The sequence below is a fragment of the Haloquadratum walsbyi C23 genome, assembly GCF_000237865.1.
Classification (GTDB): domain Archaea; phylum Halobacteriota; class Halobacteria; order Halobacteriales; family Haloferacaceae; genus Haloquadratum; species Haloquadratum walsbyi.
In genome coordinates this window covers 950232-970758 of record NC_017459.1, presented here as the reverse complement: position 1 = coordinate 970758, position 20527 = coordinate 950232, and the positions used below count along the sequence as shown (strand labels likewise).

Here is a 20527-nt window from a genome sequence, read left to right as displayed (position 1 = left end):
GAACGTGAGTGGGGGGTACAACTCTCCTACTACTACTCAGGCATAGGACGGGAGTCCATGCTGATGTCTCGAGGGTTCGATCTGACCCCGGAGGCGATTCGTCTGTTTACCGATTGTATATAATATTTATTCACAAAAAGCGAGACAATATAGAGAAGCACGTTCTCGGAACTCAGTCAAAAAGAAAATAAAGAAAATTAAAGAGACTGACTAACGTGTTTATGTGTTTTTCAGAAGAGTCCGGTGATATCTCCATCAGCATCAATGTCCATATCCGCTGCTGCAGGATCGGCAGGAAGACCAGGCATGGTTAATACGTCGCCAGTGAGTGCAACAATGAATCCGGCACCGGCAGATGGATAGAGCTTTCGAACATTAAGTGTCCATCCGGTTGGTGCGCCCTTCTGACGGGCATCATCAGTCAATGAGTGGAAAGTTTTTGACAGACACACTGGAACAGTGTCGAATCCAAGTTCGCGCATGCGTTCGATATCATCCTCAGCATCTGTGGAGTAATTAACACTACCAGCACCGTATATCTCTGTTGCGACAGTCTCGATTTTCTCTTTGATTGTCGCATCAGCCGGGTACAGATATTCGAAATCCTCTGGATCACTTGACTCAACAGCACCAATAACACGTTCTGCAAGTTCAACACCCCCCTCACTACCCTCTGCGAAAACAGTGGACGATGCAGCCTTGACATTGAGGTCATTTCGACAGTGATTGAGAACAGCATTAACCTCAGCATCAGTATCGTTTGGGAAGCGATTGACTGCAACGACTACCGGTATGCCGAATTTCTGTAAGTTGGTGACGTGCTTATCAAGATTCACAAATCCTGCTTCCAGTGCGTCAACTCCAGCTCCATTGATCTCGTCGATATCTGCCGGCCACATATCAAGACCGTGATACTTGAGTGCACGGACAGATGCAACAAGCGTGATTGCATCAGGGGTCATATCCCCAAGTCGACAAACAATATTCATAAACTTCTCAGCACCAAGGTCAGAACCAAATCCAGCCTCAGTAACAAGGTAATCACCCATACCAAAGGCGGCTTTATCAGCAATCAGTGAGTTAGTTCCATGTGCGATATTCGCAAACGGACCACCATGCACGAACGCGGGTGTTCCTTCAATTGTTTGAACAACGTTTGGTTCGATAGCATCACGAAGTAGCATCGTAACTGGACCAGTTGCATCAATGTCATCAACCGTGATTGGTTCACCATCGTTTTCATAGCCCACGATTATGCGGCTCACACGCATCTTGAGATCCTCAAGATCGCTTGATAGACAAAGAACAGCCATTAATTCGGAGGCAGCTGTCAGGAGAAATCCATCTTCACGCGGGATGCCACCGCTCTCGCCGCCAAGTCCAATGACGGTCTCTCGGAGTGCACGATCATTCATATCAAGCGCTCGAGGCCACGAAATATCATTGACATCGACATCGAACTCATCGCTTTGGGAGAGTTTGGCATCAAGCATCGCTGCAATAAGATTATGTGCGGATGTGAGTGCGTGGAGGTCACCAGTGAAGTGGAGGTTGATTTCTTCCATTGGGAGTACTTGGGAATATCCTCCGCCAGCTGCGCCTCCTTTCACACCAAATACTGGTCCAAGTGACGGTTCGCGAATCGCAATCATCGCCTCTTCATCAAGATGATTCAGTGTTTGTCCCAATCCGACAGTCGTCACAGTTTTTCCTTCACCCATTGGTGTTGGTGTCATCCCTGTCACCAATATAAGATTATTTTCTCGGGTTTTAGCTTCTTCACGAAGATGATCAACAGCGTCGTGTGACAGCTTTGCTGTATACTCGCCATAATATGAGAGATCGTCATTTCCGAGGTCCCATGGTTCAAGCAGATCCCAGATAGGAGTCATATCTGCGTTCTGTGCGATTTCATAGTCGGTTGGAAATCCATCATCCTCACTCAGGTCAGTATCTTTCGAGTCGTTTGTCATCTATTCGAATACTCAATGACCGCTGCCTAAGAGTGTTGGCGAAGGTGACAGAAACGGGAGAAAACGGGTTTATTGATACTGTACTCACCACGTAATGTAAAAATTTCAATGTGATGAGTCGATAGGGGGAGACAACGACAATATCAATCATAAGATGACGTACGAAGGCGACAATGTAATCATGGGTCAATCAACGATACGTGGTATGGACTATCATGAGGCTGCCGACGTGCTTACTGGACTCCAACAGCGTCGGCCGAAACTCGGGGTTGAGACGACCGCGCGGATGCTTGCACACCTTGACAATCCCCATGCCTCAATCGACTGCGTACAGATTGCTGGATCGAATGGGAAAGGGAGCACCGCGCGTATGCTTGAACAAATTCTTGATGATGCCGGTCTTCGAGTCGGATTATTCACGTCGCCCGGATTAAACGATTTTCGCGAGCAAATCCGCGTGGAAGGACGAACAATCGCAAAGAAGCATGTGAGTAAATATGTTGAGCGACTTGTCCCGTGTCTCGAAACACTTCGGGCTGATAATGATGAGCCGACACATTTTGAGGCACTAACTGCTGTTTCGCTTGCACATTTCGCGGCGATGGATGTTGATATCGCCATTCTTGAAGTTGGTATCGGTGGTCGATATGATGCAACAAGTGCTGTCGACCCGATTGCAAGTGCTGTGACAAGTGTTAGTCTTGAACATACAGAGCTACTGGGTGAGACTGTCGATGTCATTGCACGTGATAAGGCGCAGGTTGCCCCAAGCGAAGCCCCTCTGATTACTGGAACAACAGGCGATGCACTTGCTGCTATCCGTGAGGAAACGGATGTGATTACAGTCGGGAATGATAGTGACTCTGAGGCTGATATTATTGCGACGGAGACAGGTATATCCTCACCAATCGAGAGCGCTGTTTCAATCGTTGGGTCTGAGTGGGCGGTCGAAACACATCTACCACTTGTTGGAGCTCATCAAGCAACCAACGCAGGGGTTGCTGCAACGCTTGCCCGGCAGGTGCAAGATGTCTCGATTGATACTATCGAAACTGGATTGCGTGGGGCAACGTGGCCAGGGCGATTTGAATTGATGTCACACAGCCCACGCGTTGTGCTTGATGGTTCGCATAATCCTGGAGCAACGGCAACACTTGGATCATTACTCGAACGATACGAGTATGATGAGTTACACGTCGTCTTCGCAGCGATGCAAGACAAAGATCATGAGGCGATGATACAATCACTGCCTTCAATTACGACTGCATACGCAACAGAACCAGCTGTCGAGCGCGCTGAAACAGCAGAGACGTTGGCGCCTATTCTTCAAATGAATGCAAAAACGGTCGAGACTATCCAATCAGTTCCCGAGGCAACAGAGGAAGCAATCGAAACGGCTGGAGCTAGATCGGATGATCTCGTGCTAGTAACAGGATCACTATATGCTGTTGCAGAGGCTCGTGATAGATGGACACGATTGCTTGTCCCTGTCAATCGCTCATCGAGTATCGATATTGGCGTTGGGAAAGAGAGTGATAATGCTGTAAGCGAGCGAGTAAACCCAGGGTACGCAGAAGCAATGTTTGAGACGGATAAAGCCGACGTAACCACACAGTGCTTTCGAACAACGCTTCGTCCAGCACAAGTCGAAATATTCGCCGATCATGTTGCTGCTGGTGGTGGTTTCTGTCATCAAACAACAGTTGGCAGTCCACAGAAGCTCACGGCGATTGTCTTTGGTGGAACAACAAGGGATTTGATGACATTATCCGACTCGCTCGTTGACGCTGGGCACGGACTGCGTCATGTTGGATCACAGTTACAGCGGCAGCTCACTGAAACAACACCTGTCTCTGTCTCTGGGCTTAACGATACACGAACTGCGGTGATGGGAATTTTGAATATTACACCAGATAGCTTCTATGATGGTGGTGAATACAATTCAGTCGATGCAGCCATGGATCAGGCTAATACGATGATTGATGCCGGTGTCGATATTCTTGATGTTGGGGGTGAAAGTACTCGACCTGGAGCAGAGCCCGTACCTATTTCTGAGGAAATTGATCGGATTGTGCCAGTAATCGAAGCGTTATCGAATTTAGAGGTGCCAATATCCATTGATACGCGGAAAGCAGCAGTTGCTGATGCTGCGCTGTCCGCAGGCGCTGATATCGTTAATGATGTCTCTGGATTCGATGATCCTGAGATGCCATTCGTTGTTGCCGAGCATGATGCTGAATTGGTGCTCATGCATAGTCTTTCAGCACCAGTCGATCCTGACCGGCGTGCAACGTATGATGATGTCGTCACAGATGTTATGAATGAACTCACTGAGCAGTTACTTCGTGCCGAGCGAGCAGGCATTCAACGTGATCAGATTATTGTTGACCCAGGATGTGGGTTTGGGAAATCACCGGCGGAGTCGTTTGAGCTGGTTGACCGAATTGATGAGTTTGAAGCGCTTGGATGTCCCGTGCTAGTTGGACATTCACGGAAATCAATGCTTGCAACGATGAACCAGCCGGATGATGAACGACTCTCAGCAACGATTGCAGTGACCACACTCGCAGCAGACCGCGGAGCCGATGTCGTGCGGGTACATGATGCTGGCGAGAATGCGGCTGCAGTTCGGGCAGCAGCTGCCGCAAAACATCCATATCGGGCTGAAGATGATACAACAGAGATAGACGCAGAAACAGAGGCAGATGACAGATGATAAATAATAAGGAGTGAATGTGGTTATAGAATCCTTACTTGAACAACTATTTGCAGGACCAGGAGTCGTTCGTGCTGTTTGTGCATTTTTCCTGGGCGTTGGAGGTGGAAGTGCTGTGCAATATCATTATGGATCGCAGCTCAAGATCGCACTTGATCGGTCAATGACACAGCCGTTCGTTGCCATCATATATGGGTTCATTGCATTCGGTTTGGTTAGCTTAGCTATCGTATATACGTACACACAGCTCGCTCAACTTAATACCGGCATAGGAGTGGTTGCGAATATACTTGGAATCGGTGGTATTGTTGCACTTGTTATCAGTCTTGGAACGCTTACTGGAGGAGGGTTCGCTGTGCTCGGAATTGGGCTGAGTGAAACACTTGAACTGACTGACCCGTGGGTTTCACTTGGATTTATTACCGGTGTCGCTGCTATTGGGTGGGTTGTGCTCCCTGCTTTGATCGCTGCTGCCGTGTGGGGGATACCTGCGGCGGTTGGGATTGGTGGGTCCGTTCGAGTATGGATTCACGGACCGAACCGGTGAGTCATATTGATATCCTCCTCTGTGCAAACGTGTGGAGGAATCGTGAGCGTAAGCGTGAGCGTGAATGGTGGAGATTTCAGGTTTGCAGTTCCACCGAACCCCGGCACAGTGAGAGTCAGTGTGGGGTTCACGGACTGTGGCGAGTCGAGTGGGACTGCTGGGACTGCTGGGAGTGCCACATCTCAGCCCCCGGTACTCCTATGTTCTATCGTGTTCGGACTCCCAACGTTGTTTTTGCCCTGGGGAGTCCGGCAGACTTCTGTGGACTCGGAGTTACTTTCTGCGGTGTTTTCAAGCAGTCGGGCACTGCATTTGCATCTGCACCGGTTCAGCATAGGAACCGACCGTTCACCTGACTGGGTTCCGATTCCTGTCTGAGTGCTTGGGGCGGACAGGCCGCCATCGTCGGAGTGACCGGAATCGCCCTGCCCTGTTCCCGATCTGATTCCTATCTATAGATAGGCTTGCCTGTCACTTCAAGCTCTGGAGTAACAAATCTCAGCATGGCTATTGCAGCGCAGATTTCCTTCGGGGTGTCGGATTCATCCTACGGCTTAACCCCTGTCTCTTACCCATAACTCAATACTAGAGGGTAATTTCAACCAAATCAGGCATGAAAAGAAGAAATCAATCAAATTTCCATCAGTATCTGCCCAAGATTAGAGAAGTATCCATGAAGCCGCTTGAAAAGCTCAGTTGAACTCGTTATTTCGGCGGGTTCTGCTAAATGAGCCCGCTTCGCGGCTCATTCAGCACCGAGTTCGTATCCTTCAGCCCACATGCGTAGCTTCTGGAGTCCTTTCCACATCGTCTCCCACCCTGGTGGCGGATCTGAGCCACGATCAAGATAACCGCCGAGTTTAGCCACGCTCACTGCGTATGATTTCCCATCTTGACCGCTCAATTCTGGAAATTTCGTTTCCAGAATTGTGCGCTCTGCCTCACTCAGCAGGACCGCCGGAGATACTGAACTATCACCACGAGCAAGTTCTCGTAGCTCCAGAACTTTCCACGCGATCACTGAATACATGCTCAACAACACTTCCATCCGCTCCCAAGTCTGCAGTTGCCGTTCTTCGATATTACAGCCACTCTTGAGCACTTTATGCCAGTCTTCAATTCGCCAGCGGAGGCCGTAATAGTCGATGAGTGTCAGCGTTTCCTCAAACTCTTCGACCGATTCAGTGGTGAGCAACACCCACTGAATCGGGTCGTCATTTTCACCGACCTCGTCGACTCTCACGACATTCACCTCGATTGAACCCTCTTGTTCAGGATTATTCTTTGGCGCGCGCAACTCACACGTTCCAGTGGCTATCGACAACTCCGCTGTTCTCGCTTCGCGCCCACCTCCCTGTTGAATCTCGATTGTTTTGCGACCTTGCTCGGCAAGGTCGCTGCTCCAGTCAAAGAGTTTTCCAGATTCACCATCATCAGTCCAAATCCGTCGGTTTTGACTCGCTCGGATGATGAAGCCAGCATTTTCCATCTCTCTGGTGACTTCCTCGTAGAACGCGAATGAATCTGCGCCTCGGTCATGGATAAATAGCGGGCGGATATCGTCGGCAAGCCAGTCTCTGGCTTGCCTGTCGCCACGGCTCCATTTCTCATGTTCACTGTCAAGTTGAATCGGCTCTGCTTTGCCGTTGGCATCGTACTTCTCATCGGCCTGCTGGTCCTCGATCAGCGGCTGCTGATCGATGACCCCAGTCATTCGATGGGTCCGTGGATCGATTCCGATCGTGGAGTGAAGCTTGATACCTTCGAGATCCATCTCAGAGTTGCCAATATCACCGAGACCCTCCTTGGAGGGATGTCTCGGAAACACGAGTTCGGTGGTATCGGAGACAATCAGGAGTTCGTCTGACCGACTCACTCTTGATTGCTGTTGCTGCTTGTGAGCAGAGAGAATCTCGTTGGGATCCACACTCTCATTATCGCAAAATCGGTATGTAGCTTTTGTGGACGCCCAGTCTCCGCAGGCAGCAGGGATGGACTCGGCAGGCGAGCTGCCGAGTTCATCCCCAAGTTGTACTAGTCGGTCACTCAGGCGCTTGTCTCCAAACTCGGCTGATCGAAACTCCGTTTGAATCCATCCTGAAACATCCATGTCACACAGCTGCCCATCTTCATCGAGTTCTGGCTTCCAACTCCGTGAGCGACGCCCCATCTACCAATCTTGGTTCGTCTACTCTTCCATTAGGACTTATGGGTAAGAGACAGGGCTTAACCCGCAGGTATTCTCCTTAATCATGTATAAGTGTGAAAATTTAGTAATTTTGATATTAGTTTGGTTAATATTTGTTTACATGGAGAGATCCGAAATCACTGAGCAACCGTATCTTCGCCGAATGAAGAATTTTTGATGAACGAGGGATAATAGAATAGTTAAATTTTCGAGACTATATCGTGTGGTCATCTTTCCTTATAATACTGCGTAGCAAGACGGTAGCAAACTCAGGATTTTAATCTTATGCGTGATAGTGATTAGTTCGAATAGTTTCACCGACGGTGTCGAATGACGCGGATTCAGCGGCTCCAATCACCGACACGGATAATCACGGCGGTAAAGACTTGCACTAATCAGTATGAAACGTTCATACACATTTTTCATTTTGCTAATCGCGAATTAAATAAAATAAATGCAGTATTGTGAGAATATATTTGAAAAATTAGTTCAGAGTAGAGGTTGGTTCAGTCGCTACTTTCGACGTCTGCACCTCCACTAACATCTTGTGGGTCAACGCCAGAAACAACGTCAACGTCATCTGACTCTTGTGCGCGCTCAGCAAACTGCTCTGAAGCGAGTATCTCATATTCATTATCAAGTCCAAGATACACCGTATAGCACATCAGCACTAGAATTACCGCAAACGGAAGTCCAGTTGTGATTGATGCCGTCTGCAATGCGCTAAGACCACCACCGATGAGCAATGTCGCTGCAACGGTTCCCTCGGTGACCGCCCAGAAGATTCGTTGTGTTTTTGGAACGTCATGTTTGCCACCAGAGGTTAGATGATCAATCACAAGCGATCCAGAGTCTGAAGAGGTGACAAAGAATGTGATCACAAGCACCGTTGCGAGTAGTCCTGAAAGCGCACCGAGTGGGAACTGATTGAGCATTGCAAACATCGCGATTGTTTGTCCCTGATTCGCGACTGCGGAGGCAACACCGCCAGCACCCTGAAGCTCAACCCAAAGAGCAGACCCGCCGAACGTTGAAAGCCACATGAATGAGAATAATGATGGAAGGACGAGCACACCCATCACGAACTCACGGACGGTTCGCCCTTTCGAAATCCGAGCAATAAACATACCAACGAATGGTGACCATGCAATCCACCAGCCCCAATAAAAAATAGTCCAACTACCCATCCAGCCTTTCACTGTGTATCCGCCTAATGCGGCTGCACCGCCAATTGTGCCGGTGAAATAGCTCAGGCTAAAGATACTTCCAAGATATGCACCAAGTCCATCAGCGAATGAACCAAAAATATACACTGTCGGTCCGACGATAATAAGGAATCCAAGGAGTCCAAACATCAAGTATAGATTCACTGTGCTCAGGCGCCGAACACCATCATCAAGTCCTGCAGCGACAGAGGCAGTCGCAATCAGGGTAATACCAGCAATGAGTAGTACTTGTGGGATTGTCCCGGTCGGAATATTAACTAGCCCAAGTGTATCACCAAGAACATATGAAAGTCCAGTATTGACTTGTGAGACACCCAATCCAAGAGACGTTGACAAGCCAAATAGTGTTGCGAAAACCGTTACAAGATCAATTACGTGACCAGGCCATCCATATATACGCTCACCAAGAAGCGGCCAGAAAATCGATCTGAAAGTGAGTGGTAGTCCGCGATTAAATGAGAAGAACGCAAGCCCAAGCCCGACAAGTGCATAAATAGCCCATGGGTGAAGTCCCCAGTGGAAGAACGTTGTCGCCATTGAGGCAGTTGCGGCTGCAGCTGTTCCGCCAGCAGCATCAAACGCTGGTGGAACAACCATGAAATCCGATGCGGAACTACCAAAGTGCCACATCGGTTCAGCGACACTGAAAAACATCAATCCAATACCCATTCCGGCACTGAATAACATCGCCATCCAAGAGAAGTCACTAAATTCTTTTTCAGCCTCAACACCACCGATCCGAATGTTTCCGTATTTACTTGCAGCGAAATATATTACTGTTAGAATAAACAGATTCACTGAGGTAATGTAGAACCAACCGAAATTACCGTTAACGAAACTGAAAATATCGCTATAAACGCTTGCTGCTTGTTCACCAAGGGCGATTGTTGCTGCAACAAATGCAACGATCACAACAAGTGAAATGGGGAAGACAACTGGATGAATATCAAACCCAAGTCGTTGGATATTGGTGTCACCCGGCTCGCGGTCAGAGTCCGGATGAAAGAGTTCAACCTGCAACCCATCGGACATCTCGTCATCACTACTTGCCATACGATACCTCCAGGATTAGTCGTCGATATTGTTGATTCAGTATCATCGTTTGCGTGTATTGGAACATTTATAGGCGTGATCGCGTAGATTATCTGATATTCTTACTTTCAGCGACTCTCCTGATTCTTGATGAGAGTGTTTTATGCGCATATATCAGATCGTACATCACGCCGAGCCATATGTTATACAAGCTCAATATTAAGCAACTGTTTATCTCTATTAAATCTTGGGCTTTTTAGCGTCTGAATCGGATGATTTCGGCATTTTCGGTCGTCATAGCCGTGATATACTATTAAAAAAGCATGCGCGAGCAGTGATAGGTATTAGAACGTATCAATGGGTGATATATTCCTCATCTTCTTCGATAAGTATCATGAATTGGCATGATGCGGCGTCGATTGATATGCTGAGATATCCATCTTGACGCAGCAGTACTCTTTTGTTATTTCACCGGTCATTGCACCGACATGGTAGAGATGCTTGCGACGCTTGCTGCAGGAGTTGTCGTTATTTTGTTTATTATTGCGCTAATTGCTCTATCAGGTGGCGAGTTTGCTGTAGCTGGTGTTGTATTTCTTAGCGCGAGTATTATTATATACCTCAGAGAAACTCAGTTGATTGATCAATCCAGTGACTAATTAATTCATATATCTTGATTATCATATAAAGTTGGTATATACTGGTTGTAATTGATTATACATATGGATATGATTGTATATTTTGAGATAGTCATAGTCGATAGAAATACCCGTATATCACTAATACGTGATTTCAGATACTGTCTGCATCCATTCGATGAGTAATCACGGGCGTTGTTGATGATCGAACGACTTTCTCTGCGGTTCCGCCAATAAGTGCTCCGACTTTCCCACGATATGCTGAACCGATCGCAATGACATCAATATCGGCTGTCTCAGCATAATCAGTGATTTCCTCACTTGGGGACCCAGTTCGCGTGACCTCCCGACAATCGACGTCATGGGTTGCTGCTAATTCACAGGCTTCACTGAGTACCTCTTGAGCATATTCTTCATATTCCCTTCGAACCTCTTCCTCATTATCGCGAATTGATAGTGCGCGTGGGACGCCAGGAAGGTCAATCACATATAGTGCGTGGACCTGAGCGTCAACAGCAGCAGCTAGTTCAATTCCGTTCGTTGCTCCCTTCTTTGCCTCGTCGCTCCCGTCATATGGGATTAAAATGTTATCATACATTTTCGGTTCAGTTTTATTGATATATCGCATTCATGAATAACCTTCCGCAGGTATTATCAGAAATGTTCAATTATCTGTCAGATTTAATCAATTAAATGTACACTCGATATCAGGGTGTCATAGAACGATTCACACACCTCAGTAGCTTTCAGAAAGCCAGCATCTGAGAGATAAAAAATATTGCCGCTATTCAAAAGCAGCAATAGCAGTCCTCTCGACCGATATCAGAAAACCATGCTAACCGTTCTATGACACCCTCTCGATATGACTAATCTTGCCACAGACTTGATATATTTAAGACAATTAATATAGAAAATCCTGCAGTTTCTTTTTATTATCGGTTACATATGCCTACAAAAATTCTAATCGATTGAGATCATAAATTTAACACTAGCGTGAATTGCCTCGGGGTCACATCTAGGTCCAGCGGCATTCTCACTGCATTTGTGACTTACAGATACAGTGAGAATCAATATGATGTTTATTATTTGTGGTAGTTCATATGCTGGGCAAGTCAGTTTTTGAAGTGTACGTTCTGTATCAAATTCAGAGATATAGGATTATATCTGCCGGGGAATCACAGGCGCTGATATGTTCCTTATTATCGGGTCTTTTCCCTATGATAAGAGAATATTTTGAGTAGTTTATATAATTATATCCTCACTCAAGCACTGCGTGTCACATCCTGCACCGGATATCCAGCGGATTCAATCGCATCAACGATTGTGGCTGTATGTTCAGCACCACTTGCTTCGACAGTAAAAACAAGATATGCTTCACCGACAGCAAGGTTAGCAACAGATCGGTCATGACGGACATTATGAATATTCGCTCGCTGATCAGCAATAATACCCGAGATATCAGCCATCTTACCAGGGCGATCATCAATCCGTACCCGAAGACGGATTCGTTGACTGCGCTGTGTCAACGCATGAACCAAGACTGTTTGAAGACCTGTCATGTCGAGGTTCCCACCACACAAAAGCGGCATTACAGTTTCACCGCGCACATCAACATCACTACTCAGCAGTGCCGCAACGGAGGCCGCACCCGCACCTTCAACAACTTGCTTTGCGCGCTTCATCAACAGGAGGATTGCTCGGGCAATCTCAGTATCGGATACAGTCACAACCTCATCAACATTTGCTTCAATCAATTGGAGTGTCCGTGCTGAAATTCCACCAGTAGCAATACCGTCGGCGATTGTATTAACTTCATCAAGCGTGACCGGGATTCCTTTATCAAGACTTTCATGTACTGTTTCCGCACCGGTTGCTTGTACCCCAATAATCCGTGTCGATGGTGAAAGGTGCTTGATCGCTGTTGAAACACCACTAATGAGTCCACCACCACCAATCGGGACAATTATTGTGTCTGCGTCGGGTTTATTATGATACATTTCGATCCCGAGTGTTCCCTGACCGGCAATAATATCGAGATCGTCGTACGCGTGTACAAACTTTGCATCGCTTTCCTCAACAGCCTCCTTCGCATGAGCCATCGTCTCCTGAAAGTCTGTACCAATAAGCTCAACAGTCGCACCGTAAGACCGCGTTGCATCAACCTTTGCCTGCGGAGCGCTTTCGGGCATGTAGATTGTCGCATTTGCATCGCATTTCGTTGCTGCGAGCGCAACACCCTGTGCGTGATTGCCGGCGCTTGCGGCGATAAATCTATCAGCACCTGCTCTAACAGCCTGGCTAATTTTATTATATGCACCACGGGTTTTGAATGAGCCTGTCCATTGGAGATGTTCCATCTTAAGATACACCTCTGCGTCAACAAGATCACCTAATGAGGTGCTTATCTCGACGGGGGTGGATTTGACAACAGTTTCATCATTGAGTCGCTCTCGCGCTTGCTCAATGTCAGAGTATGTAATTGGGAGCGTCTTTTCGGCGTTGTTGCTGTTGCTACGATTACCGTCTGTGCCTGGTGGTGCTGATGTCATGATTTGACTGAATCGATTTATTTCAATTGCTATCGGATGATCTTCTCTCGTTCTTGGTCGAACAATGGCTCATCACGCACTGTTGCGTTGTAATTCTCGCCTTCACACTGTATTTGAACACTCGTGCCAGCGTCAGCATACGCTGTCGGGAGATATGCATATACGATTGACTCACCGATGGTGTATCCAAAGTCAGCAGCCTGCACATACCCGATGGCATTACCATCAGCATGAATCGGACGACCGCTTGAGAGGATGTCCGTTGAATCATCAAGAGTAATTGGTGTCAGGATACTATCGATACCTTCAGCACGGTGAGCTTGGACACCTTCTTTCCCAACAAAGTCAGTTTCAAGATCGACAGCAAATGAGAGTCCTGCTGCATCTGGGGTTGCGCCGGTATCAATGTCAGTACCCCAGAGAGCGTAACCTTTCTCGAGACGCATCGATTCGAGTGCTCCAGCACCCATTGGTCGGACATCAAGATCTTGTCCTGCTTCCCAGAGTGTCTCCCAGAGTCGTTCAGCATACTCAACAGGAGCCCAGAGTTCCCAGCCGAGTTCACCAACATAGGACACACGCAACGCTGTAACCGGTACCTCACCGACATACATCTGTTTTGCACTGAAATATGGGAATCCGTCATTCGAGACATCTGCGTCTGTAACCCGCTGTAATAATAATCGAGACTGTGGACCCCATAGTCCAATCGTGCTTTTCGCACCCTCTTCAATATGAACTGAAACGGTCTCAGGTGCATGCTCTCGAAGCCATGTTCCATGCACACCAGGTGAACTCCCGCCGCCGGTCGTTACCATATATCGTTCATCATCAAGACCGACAACGGTGATATCTGCGAGGATGCCTCCACCTTCATTTAATAATAATGAGTATCGGACATCACCTGGGTCAATGGCAACATCGTTACTGCACATCCGCTGAAGATATGATTCAGCATCAACACCTTCGACGATGATGCTACTGAAGGAGGTCATATCGAACATCGAGACCGCATTACGCGTGTGTAGATGTTCTGCTCCCGTGATTGGCGAACGATTGATACTTTCCCAACCGTCCTGTTCTGGGATTGCTTCGGCGTGTTCATCAGCGAGGTCGGCATTGGACTCATACCACTGTGGCGTCTCCCACCCACCTGATTGATAGAATTCTGCGCCTAACTCTGCTTGTTTGTGTGAGAATGGACTCGTCCGGAGACCACGGTGTTCGCTTGGCTGCCACCGCGGTTCAACGATACTGTAGACTTGTTGATATCGCTTTGCCCCTTTGTCAACGAAGTACTCGGGCTCCCCAGCGTGTGGAGCAAATCGACGGACATGAACACCACTTGTATCGACAAGACCATCATCTAGTCGAGGAATGCCGTTCTCCATCCACTCGGCAACGATACGACCATATCCACCAGAGTGTGTCCACCAGATTGCAAGTGCACTCCAAAGCCCATCAACCTCGGCTGTCGGTCCGATCGCAGGCATTCCATCAGGAGTAAATACAAAGATTCCATTCTCTGTTGCGGCATACTCTGCGTCTGCTGTCGCTGGAAGGAGTTCGTCGAATGCCTGTTTTGCTGATTTCTCACGGGTAGGATGCGTCGGCTTCTCCCAATGTTCACGGGTAAACCCACGGACTGATGCTTGTGAATCCTCAGTATTCGTCCCCATCGAGTTAGGATCAACTGAGAGTGTCTCGTGATTATAAGATCCTAGCCCGATGGCATCCCCGTGGGTTCGGAAGTAAAGTGAATTATCCTGATCTCGACCAACAGGACGGTTTGGACCCTCACTCATATGCTCTTGAATATCACGATTGCCCGGAACCTCAAGTCCCTCAGTGTTTGCACCGATGTTTGAATCTGTTGCCGCAAGTTCAGCCATTGGTTCGGTAACAACATATTGATGCTCAACTGGAGCAATCGGGAGATCAATATCTGCTAATTGTGCAGTCTGATATCCCCAATTATTCGTTGCAATTACACAGCGGTCACACTGAATCCGACCATTATTAGTTTCGACAGCCGTAATCCGTCCATCTGTCACAGTAAGGTCAGTGACTTCGGTATTACCATAGAAATCAGCCTCTGATTGCTCAATATACCACTGTAGTGCTGCGATTCCATCAACTCGACCATCGGTCGGCGAGTAATAGCCGCCAAGAATCTCATCTTCATTTACTAAGGGGAGATATTCAGTGACTTCTTGTGGTGAGAGCAATTGCGGTTCTGGAAGCCCATATGATGTTGCCCATTCAGCGCGGCGCTGGAGGAAATCCATTCGATCCTCGCTCCGAGCAAGTTCAATCCCGCCAACTTCGTCATAGACACCAGCATCTGAAAGGAGTCGGCTTGTGTAGTATGCTGTTTTCGTCTGAAGTTTTGACGGGGATGTCTGAAACATAATTCCTGGTGCATGCACCGAGGATCCACCGGTGACCGGTAATGGTCCCTGATCAACAACGGTAACATCCTCAGCACCAAGTTCACTCAGATGATACGCAACGCTACATCCGACAGCGCCAGCCCCAATGATAACAGTCCGTGATCGGCTGGGAAGATTTGAATCTGATGTGCTCATTTATTTCATCTGTCGATGATTCTGTCAGAAGTATAAAGACAACGGTGACACCGAAAATCATCAATAAAACAGCGATTTCAAAAACTCGGGGTGACAGTTTCTCAAGACGACGAGTCAATCATGAGGAATATGATTATCATATGAGATAGTAATGCGCATCACTGTCATATGAATAGTTTATTAATTTGATATATAATGATGAATCGGTCAGATACCAGATAATCGAGAGCGTTGGTTAGACAAGTGGTTCTTCGCGAACTGTGGCAGCGTATCGGTCGCCCTCAAATAGGATCTCAACATCAGTCCCTGGCTCAGCATATTCTGGTGGGAGGTAGCTGTAAGCAACGCAGGCACCGACAGTGTATCCGTATTCAGCGCTGTGAATATATCCAAGCGTCTCATCATCATTGACATCGAACACCGGTCGATTATCAAGAATCGAAGCATTCGGGTCATCAAGCGTTAGACAGGCAACTTGCTTTGCACGCGTTCCACCATCGGCTGCGGTAGCTGGCTGTTGTTGTCGTGATTTAATTGCATCCTTGCCAATGAATTCTGTGTCAAGATCAACAGCCCATCCAAGATTTGACTGATATGGCGTGTGCTCAGTATGGAGGTCTTCACCCCACAATCGGAAGCCTTTCTCAATACGGAGTGCGTCAAGAGCTCCATTGCCATATGGGCGAAGTCCATACGGTTTACCTGCCTCAAGTAAGATCTCCCAAAGTCGTTCACCATACTCTGAAGATGTATACAGTTCCCAACCAAGTTCGCCAGCATATGAGACCCGTAATGCGGTCACTGGAACATTCTTTACATAGAACTGTTGACTAGTGAAGAATGGGAATGCATCATCTGAAAGGTCGATATCTGTAACTTCTGAGAGGACCTTTCGTGCGTTTGGTCCAGTGCAGACCATTGCTGCAAGGCTTGAGGTTGCATCGTTGACGATGACACCCTCTGGGGCATGTTTACGCACCCATGAGACATGATTATTCCCGACTTCACGCCCCGTTGTAAGGACTAAATAGCGGTTTGTATCAGTTCGAGTAACAGTAATGTCAGCGCGCACGCCACCGCCCTCGTTGCACATGAGCGTGTATTTCACCTCGCCGATGTCAAGATCCATATCGTTCGTACAGAGCTGCTGAATGAACGCGCCGGCACCGGATCCTGCAACCTCCATTTTGTTGAACGCAGTCATATCATGCAGTCCGACGTTTTCACGGACATTTAGAGCCTCTGCACCCTCAATTGGTGACCAGTACTTTCCTTCCCAGCCGTTTCGATCTGGTATCTCATCGGTATAACGGTCAACGAGATCAGCGTTGGATTCAAACCATTGTGGCTCTTCCCATCCAGCCTCAGCCCACAGTTCAGCATCAAGTTCCTTATGTGAGTGGTACATCGGCGTTCGACGGATATCGCGCTGCATGTCAGTCCACACCCATTTTGGATGCATTACATTGTAGACGATTCGGTATTCTTCAGCACCGATATCGCGGGCAAAGTCCCAACTGCCTTCATGTTCATCAAATCGATTAACATCGCAGTGAGAGACATCCATTGGACCATCATCAAGTCGAGGAACACCGTTTTCCATCCACTCTGCAAGTGCCTTTCCAGCACCACCAGCGTGGGTGACCCAGATTGCAGCAGCGGTCCAGAGACCGTCATACTGCTTGACAGGACCCATCACAGGAAGCCCATTTGGTGACTCTGCGAACATGCCATTGTATTTAAATTCTAATTCTGCGCCGTCCGTCGCTGGCAGTAACTCATCACTTGCTTGTCGGGGGGGCTTATGTGGTCGGTCTGGGTGTGTAGCGGTGTTCATATGTTCTTCGGTGAACTCATGAACTGACCCTTGTTCACCGTCAGGATCGTTTGTGCCCAGCTCCTGTGGGTCAGGGACAATTGGGTCGTGATTGTACGACCCAATGCCATATGAGTCACCATGTGTTCGATAATACATCGCGTTGTCTTGATCACGGAGGATTGCCCGGTCAGGACCGACCAGCAGTCGCTTTGCTTTCTCACCAGAAACATTCTCGTAGTTGTCGAAGAGCGGATGATCGGTGATGTCAGTATCATTCTCAGAGAGTTCAGCAAGCGATTCTGTCATCGTATACTGATGTTCGACTGGTGTGACTGGTATATGAACATCAAGTTTCTCACCAAGTTGACGAGCCCAAATGTTAGTGGCGACGACAACCTCGTTACACTCAATTCGACCATTCTCTGTTTCAACGGCTGTAATTGAGTCGTTTGTCACCTCAACATCCTCCGTTCGTGTATGTGGGACAAATTCTGCACCACGGTCGATTGCCTCGCGAGCGAGCGCATCGCATGCAATAACACCAGACACCTGACCGTCTGTTGGTGAGTAATAGCCGCCAAGAATCTGATCTTGATCGACAAGCGGGAGGTGGTCTGTTACCTCTTCAGGTGAGAGGAGCTGTGGATCCGGGATTCCCCATGCCTTGGCATGTTCGACACGCCGCTGGAGAAATGCCATTCGCTCTTCACTGCGTGCAACTTCAATGCCACCTGTTTCATTGTACGCCTGTTGCCCGTCAGCACCCTCAAGATCTGAGTAGACTTTTCGACTGTAATTAGCAAATTGTGAGAGTTCTTTTGCCTCGGCAGTCTGGAACATGATACCTGGCGCGTGCGTGGAGGACCCACCAGTCGTGGGCATTGGACCTTGATCCACGACAACAACATCATCGCGTCCAAGTTTCGTGAGTTGGTATGCAATATTGCAGCCAACAATACCGGCACCAACGATAACTGTACCAGCTGATTCAGGAATACTATCGCTCGGATCCATATATCGAACTGTCACACTGCAGTGCACAAATAGATGTTGCCAATACAGCGCTCTTACACAACATGACAAATTTATATCATAATTGATTCAGGATATCAAGAAGCGCCATATCTTGGATAGCACACACAGTGTCATATGAGTAGATGAGAAGATGATACTTAATTTGGATTATATAAACTGCTCAGTCCAAATATAGTATCAATCATGCACTTCATTTCTCCAATGATCTGTATTCGGTGAATCTTTAATCACTCACGCGGAGCAGCATCATGACTGCGGACAGCATCAAGGAGCGAACATAACTCATCAGTTGCCGCGGTGAGCAGTTCTGCCCCTAACTCGGCACTTGCCTCACGAGGATCACCAACAACGCCGTTCTCAGTGAATTCGGTTGAGTCAACAGCAAGATTAACACTTCCCTGCCAATCACCCCATCTATCACTCGCTCCCGCTGCTGCGTCTGTGAGACGATCAGTATGCACGGATTCTGGACGAGTTCGCTCTAACAGCGACGTTTCAATTGGTCCTGCGTGCCCCATTGATGAAGTATGCTCGCCAATAGCCTCAAACCAGGTAAATGGGACTGCATATGCATTATCATGACGGATGATTTGTGCGGTAACAGCCTCAAGTGCAGGTATATTACCGCCGTGTCCATTGACAATCACCACATGATCCCACCCATGACTGGCAAGACTCCGTACAATATCTCGAACATACTGCCGGAAGGTCATCTCATCCGTCCAAAGTGTCCCAGTAAATTCGCGATGTTCTTCAGCGATGCCGACGGGTACCGATGGGGCAACGATGACTGAGTCCGAATACTTCTCAGCAGCATTCTGCGCGATTACTTCAGCATCAAATGTATCAGTACCGAGAGGAGCATGTGGACCGTGTTGTTCGGTGCTTCCAATCGGAAGTAATCCAAGATTTGTGTCAGTCGTCTCAAGATCAGTCCATGTTTCATCCTCAATGTGCATGCTACCGCTGCGGGGTCAGGAGTTAATTATTCTGGGAAATTGTGATTATAAGATGGCTATGATGACACTCTGAGTCGGTGATATTCATCTCACATTAATGTCATTACTACAGAGTGATTGTTGTCCGGAAGTTTTTGTCGCCACCGGTATTGAGGTTGGTATGGGAGTGGAACCGACACAACACAAAACCACGACACGTCAACTTGGTCAGACGCCAGCGAGGGATATCTCGGTGACAGTTCATCGCTATCGCGGTGGCGACGGACCAACGGTGTATGTGCAAGCCGCACAGCATGGAATTGAACTCAATGGTCCTGCAGCACTTCGCCGGCTTCATAATCGATTATGCGACACCAAATTGGCAGGAACCGTAATTGTTGTTCCAGTTATGAACCCATTAGCATTTGATGCACGATCATATGCAACACCAGATGAATATGATGCCCAGTATCCAAATGTAAATCGAGTATGGCCGGGAGCCGACGATGGAAGTTTTCAACAACAAATTGTGGCTGAGTTGTGGTCACTAGCAGCCAGTGCTGATGCAGCAATCGATTTACATACAGGAACTCCTTCGATGCTTGAACATGTTCGCGTTGTTGAAGACGATCATAAAGCAACCGCGTTGGCAACCGCTTTTGGGACAAACTATCGGCTTATCGGCGATGGACCAGTAAGCAGTCAGTCTCCTAGCGAAGTCTCATATACTGGAAATAGGGATGAGACCTCGAACGCTGATGGGAGTGTACGCAAAACACAAGATGGAGAGGATAATCGATATACACAGCCTGCAGAGACGTTTCGAATTGCGATGACACGAGCTCAGATTCCAACGATTACCGTTGAACTCGGCAATAGCCGCACCGTTGATCGCTCTGTTGCTGAGCGTGGAGCCATTGGCGTCTGTCGGGTATTGAGACAGCGCGGGATGCTTACTGAGTCGGACATGTTAACCGATCAACTTCCGGAACCACCAACACAACATGAGCTCAAAGATGATATTCCAGTCTCAATCACACCATCATCTGGCTTATTCGAGCCAGCAGCAAACTGTACCGTCGGGTCGAAAGTCACCGATGGGGAGACACTGGGTGTTGTTTATGATCCAACGACATTCGAGGAGCAAGCAACAATCGTCGCACCTGGATCAGGCGTGATTTACTCATTATCGCATGGTGGAACAGTCTTTGCCGGTGAACGTGTCGCGAGTATTGCAACACCTATCGGCAATGAAAGGCATACAGATACTTGAATACC

At 47.9% G+C, this 20527-nt stretch carries 12 protein-coding genes; 4 read left to right on the top strand and 8 right to left on the bottom strand.

Features of this window, described 5'->3' with window-relative positions; translation table 11 throughout:
* Positions 1 to 230: 230 nt before the first annotated feature.
* Positions 231 to 1973, bottom strand: a complete 1743-nt coding sequence (locus HQRW_RS04175) for a formate--tetrahydrofolate ligase (protein WP_014555583.1) — start codon at positions 1971 to 1973, stop codon at positions 231 to 233.
* Positions 1974 to 2178: 205 nt separating this feature from the next.
* Here HQRW_RS04175 and folP point away from each other — a divergent pair, with 205 nt between their 5' ends.
* Positions 2179 to 4689 (top strand): dihydropteroate synthase, encoded by a 2511-nt coding sequence (gene folP, locus HQRW_RS04170; protein ID WP_014555582.1) that lies wholly within the window; start codon positions 2179 to 2181, stop codon positions 4687 to 4689.
* 19 nt (positions 4690 to 4708) lie between these two features.
* On the top strand, positions 4709 to 5236 hold the full coding sequence (locus HQRW_RS04165) for a hypothetical protein (RefSeq protein ID WP_231852414.1): 528 nt from the start codon (positions 4709 to 4711) through the stop codon (positions 5234 to 5236).
* A 745-nt stretch (positions 5237 to 5981) separates the two neighbouring features.
* On the opposite strand, the gene HQRW_RS04155 is transcribed toward HQRW_RS04165, so the two are convergent.
* A complete protein-coding gene (locus HQRW_RS04155; protein ID WP_014555581.1) occupies positions 5982 to 7406 on the bottom strand; it encodes an IS4 family transposase in 1425 nt (474 codons plus the stop codon).
* Between the two features lie 524 nt (positions 7407 to 7930).
* Complete coding sequence (locus HQRW_RS04150) at positions 7931 to 9703, bottom strand: BCCT family transporter (protein WP_011571040.1); 1773 nt, start codon at positions 9701 to 9703, stop codon at positions 7931 to 7933.
* 467 nt (positions 9704 to 10170) lie between these two features.
* On the opposite strand from HQRW_RS04150, the gene HQRW_RS16075 reads away from it, so the two are divergent.
* Positions 10171 to 10341, top strand: a complete 171-nt coding sequence (locus HQRW_RS16075) for a hypothetical protein (protein ID WP_011571039.1) — start codon at positions 10171 to 10173, stop codon at positions 10339 to 10341.
* 133 nt (positions 10342 to 10474) lie between these two features.
* On the opposite strand, the gene HQRW_RS04145 is transcribed toward HQRW_RS16075, so the two are convergent.
* The 5 genes from HQRW_RS04145 to HQRW_RS04125 form a co-directional block, all read right to left on the bottom strand.
* Complete coding sequence (locus HQRW_RS04145) at positions 10475 to 10918, bottom strand: universal stress protein (protein WP_048066966.1); 444 nt, start codon at positions 10916 to 10918, stop codon at positions 10475 to 10477.
* Positions 10919 to 11582: 664 nt separating this feature from the next.
* Positions 11583 to 12869, bottom strand: a complete 1287-nt coding sequence (ilvA, locus tag HQRW_RS04140) for a threonine ammonia-lyase (RefSeq protein ID WP_014555580.1) — start codon at positions 12867 to 12869, stop codon at positions 11583 to 11585.
* Positions 12870 to 12898: 29 nt separating this feature from the next.
* A complete protein-coding gene (locus tag HQRW_RS04135) occupies positions 12899 to 15457 on the bottom strand; it encodes a GcvT family protein (protein WP_014555579.1) in 2559 nt (852 codons plus the stop codon).
* A 235-nt stretch (positions 15458 to 15692) separates the two neighbouring features.
* Complete coding sequence (locus tag HQRW_RS04130) at positions 15693 to 18290, bottom strand: GcvT family protein (RefSeq protein ID WP_014555578.1); 2598 nt, start codon at positions 18288 to 18290, stop codon at positions 15693 to 15695.
* A 248-nt stretch (positions 18291 to 18538) separates the two neighbouring features.
* Positions 18539 to 19270, bottom strand: coding sequence for a creatininase family protein (locus HQRW_RS04125; protein ID WP_014555577.1), 732 nt, complete (start codon positions 19268 to 19270; stop codon positions 18539 to 18541).
* A 160-nt stretch (positions 19271 to 19430) separates the two neighbouring features.
* Between HQRW_RS04125 and HQRW_RS04120 the strand changes: the two genes are divergently transcribed.
* Complete coding sequence (locus HQRW_RS04120; protein WP_065757399.1) at positions 19431 to 20522, top strand: succinylglutamate desuccinylase/aspartoacylase family protein; 1092 nt, start codon at positions 19431 to 19433, stop codon at positions 20520 to 20522.
* Positions 20523 to 20527: the final 5 nt, after the last annotated feature.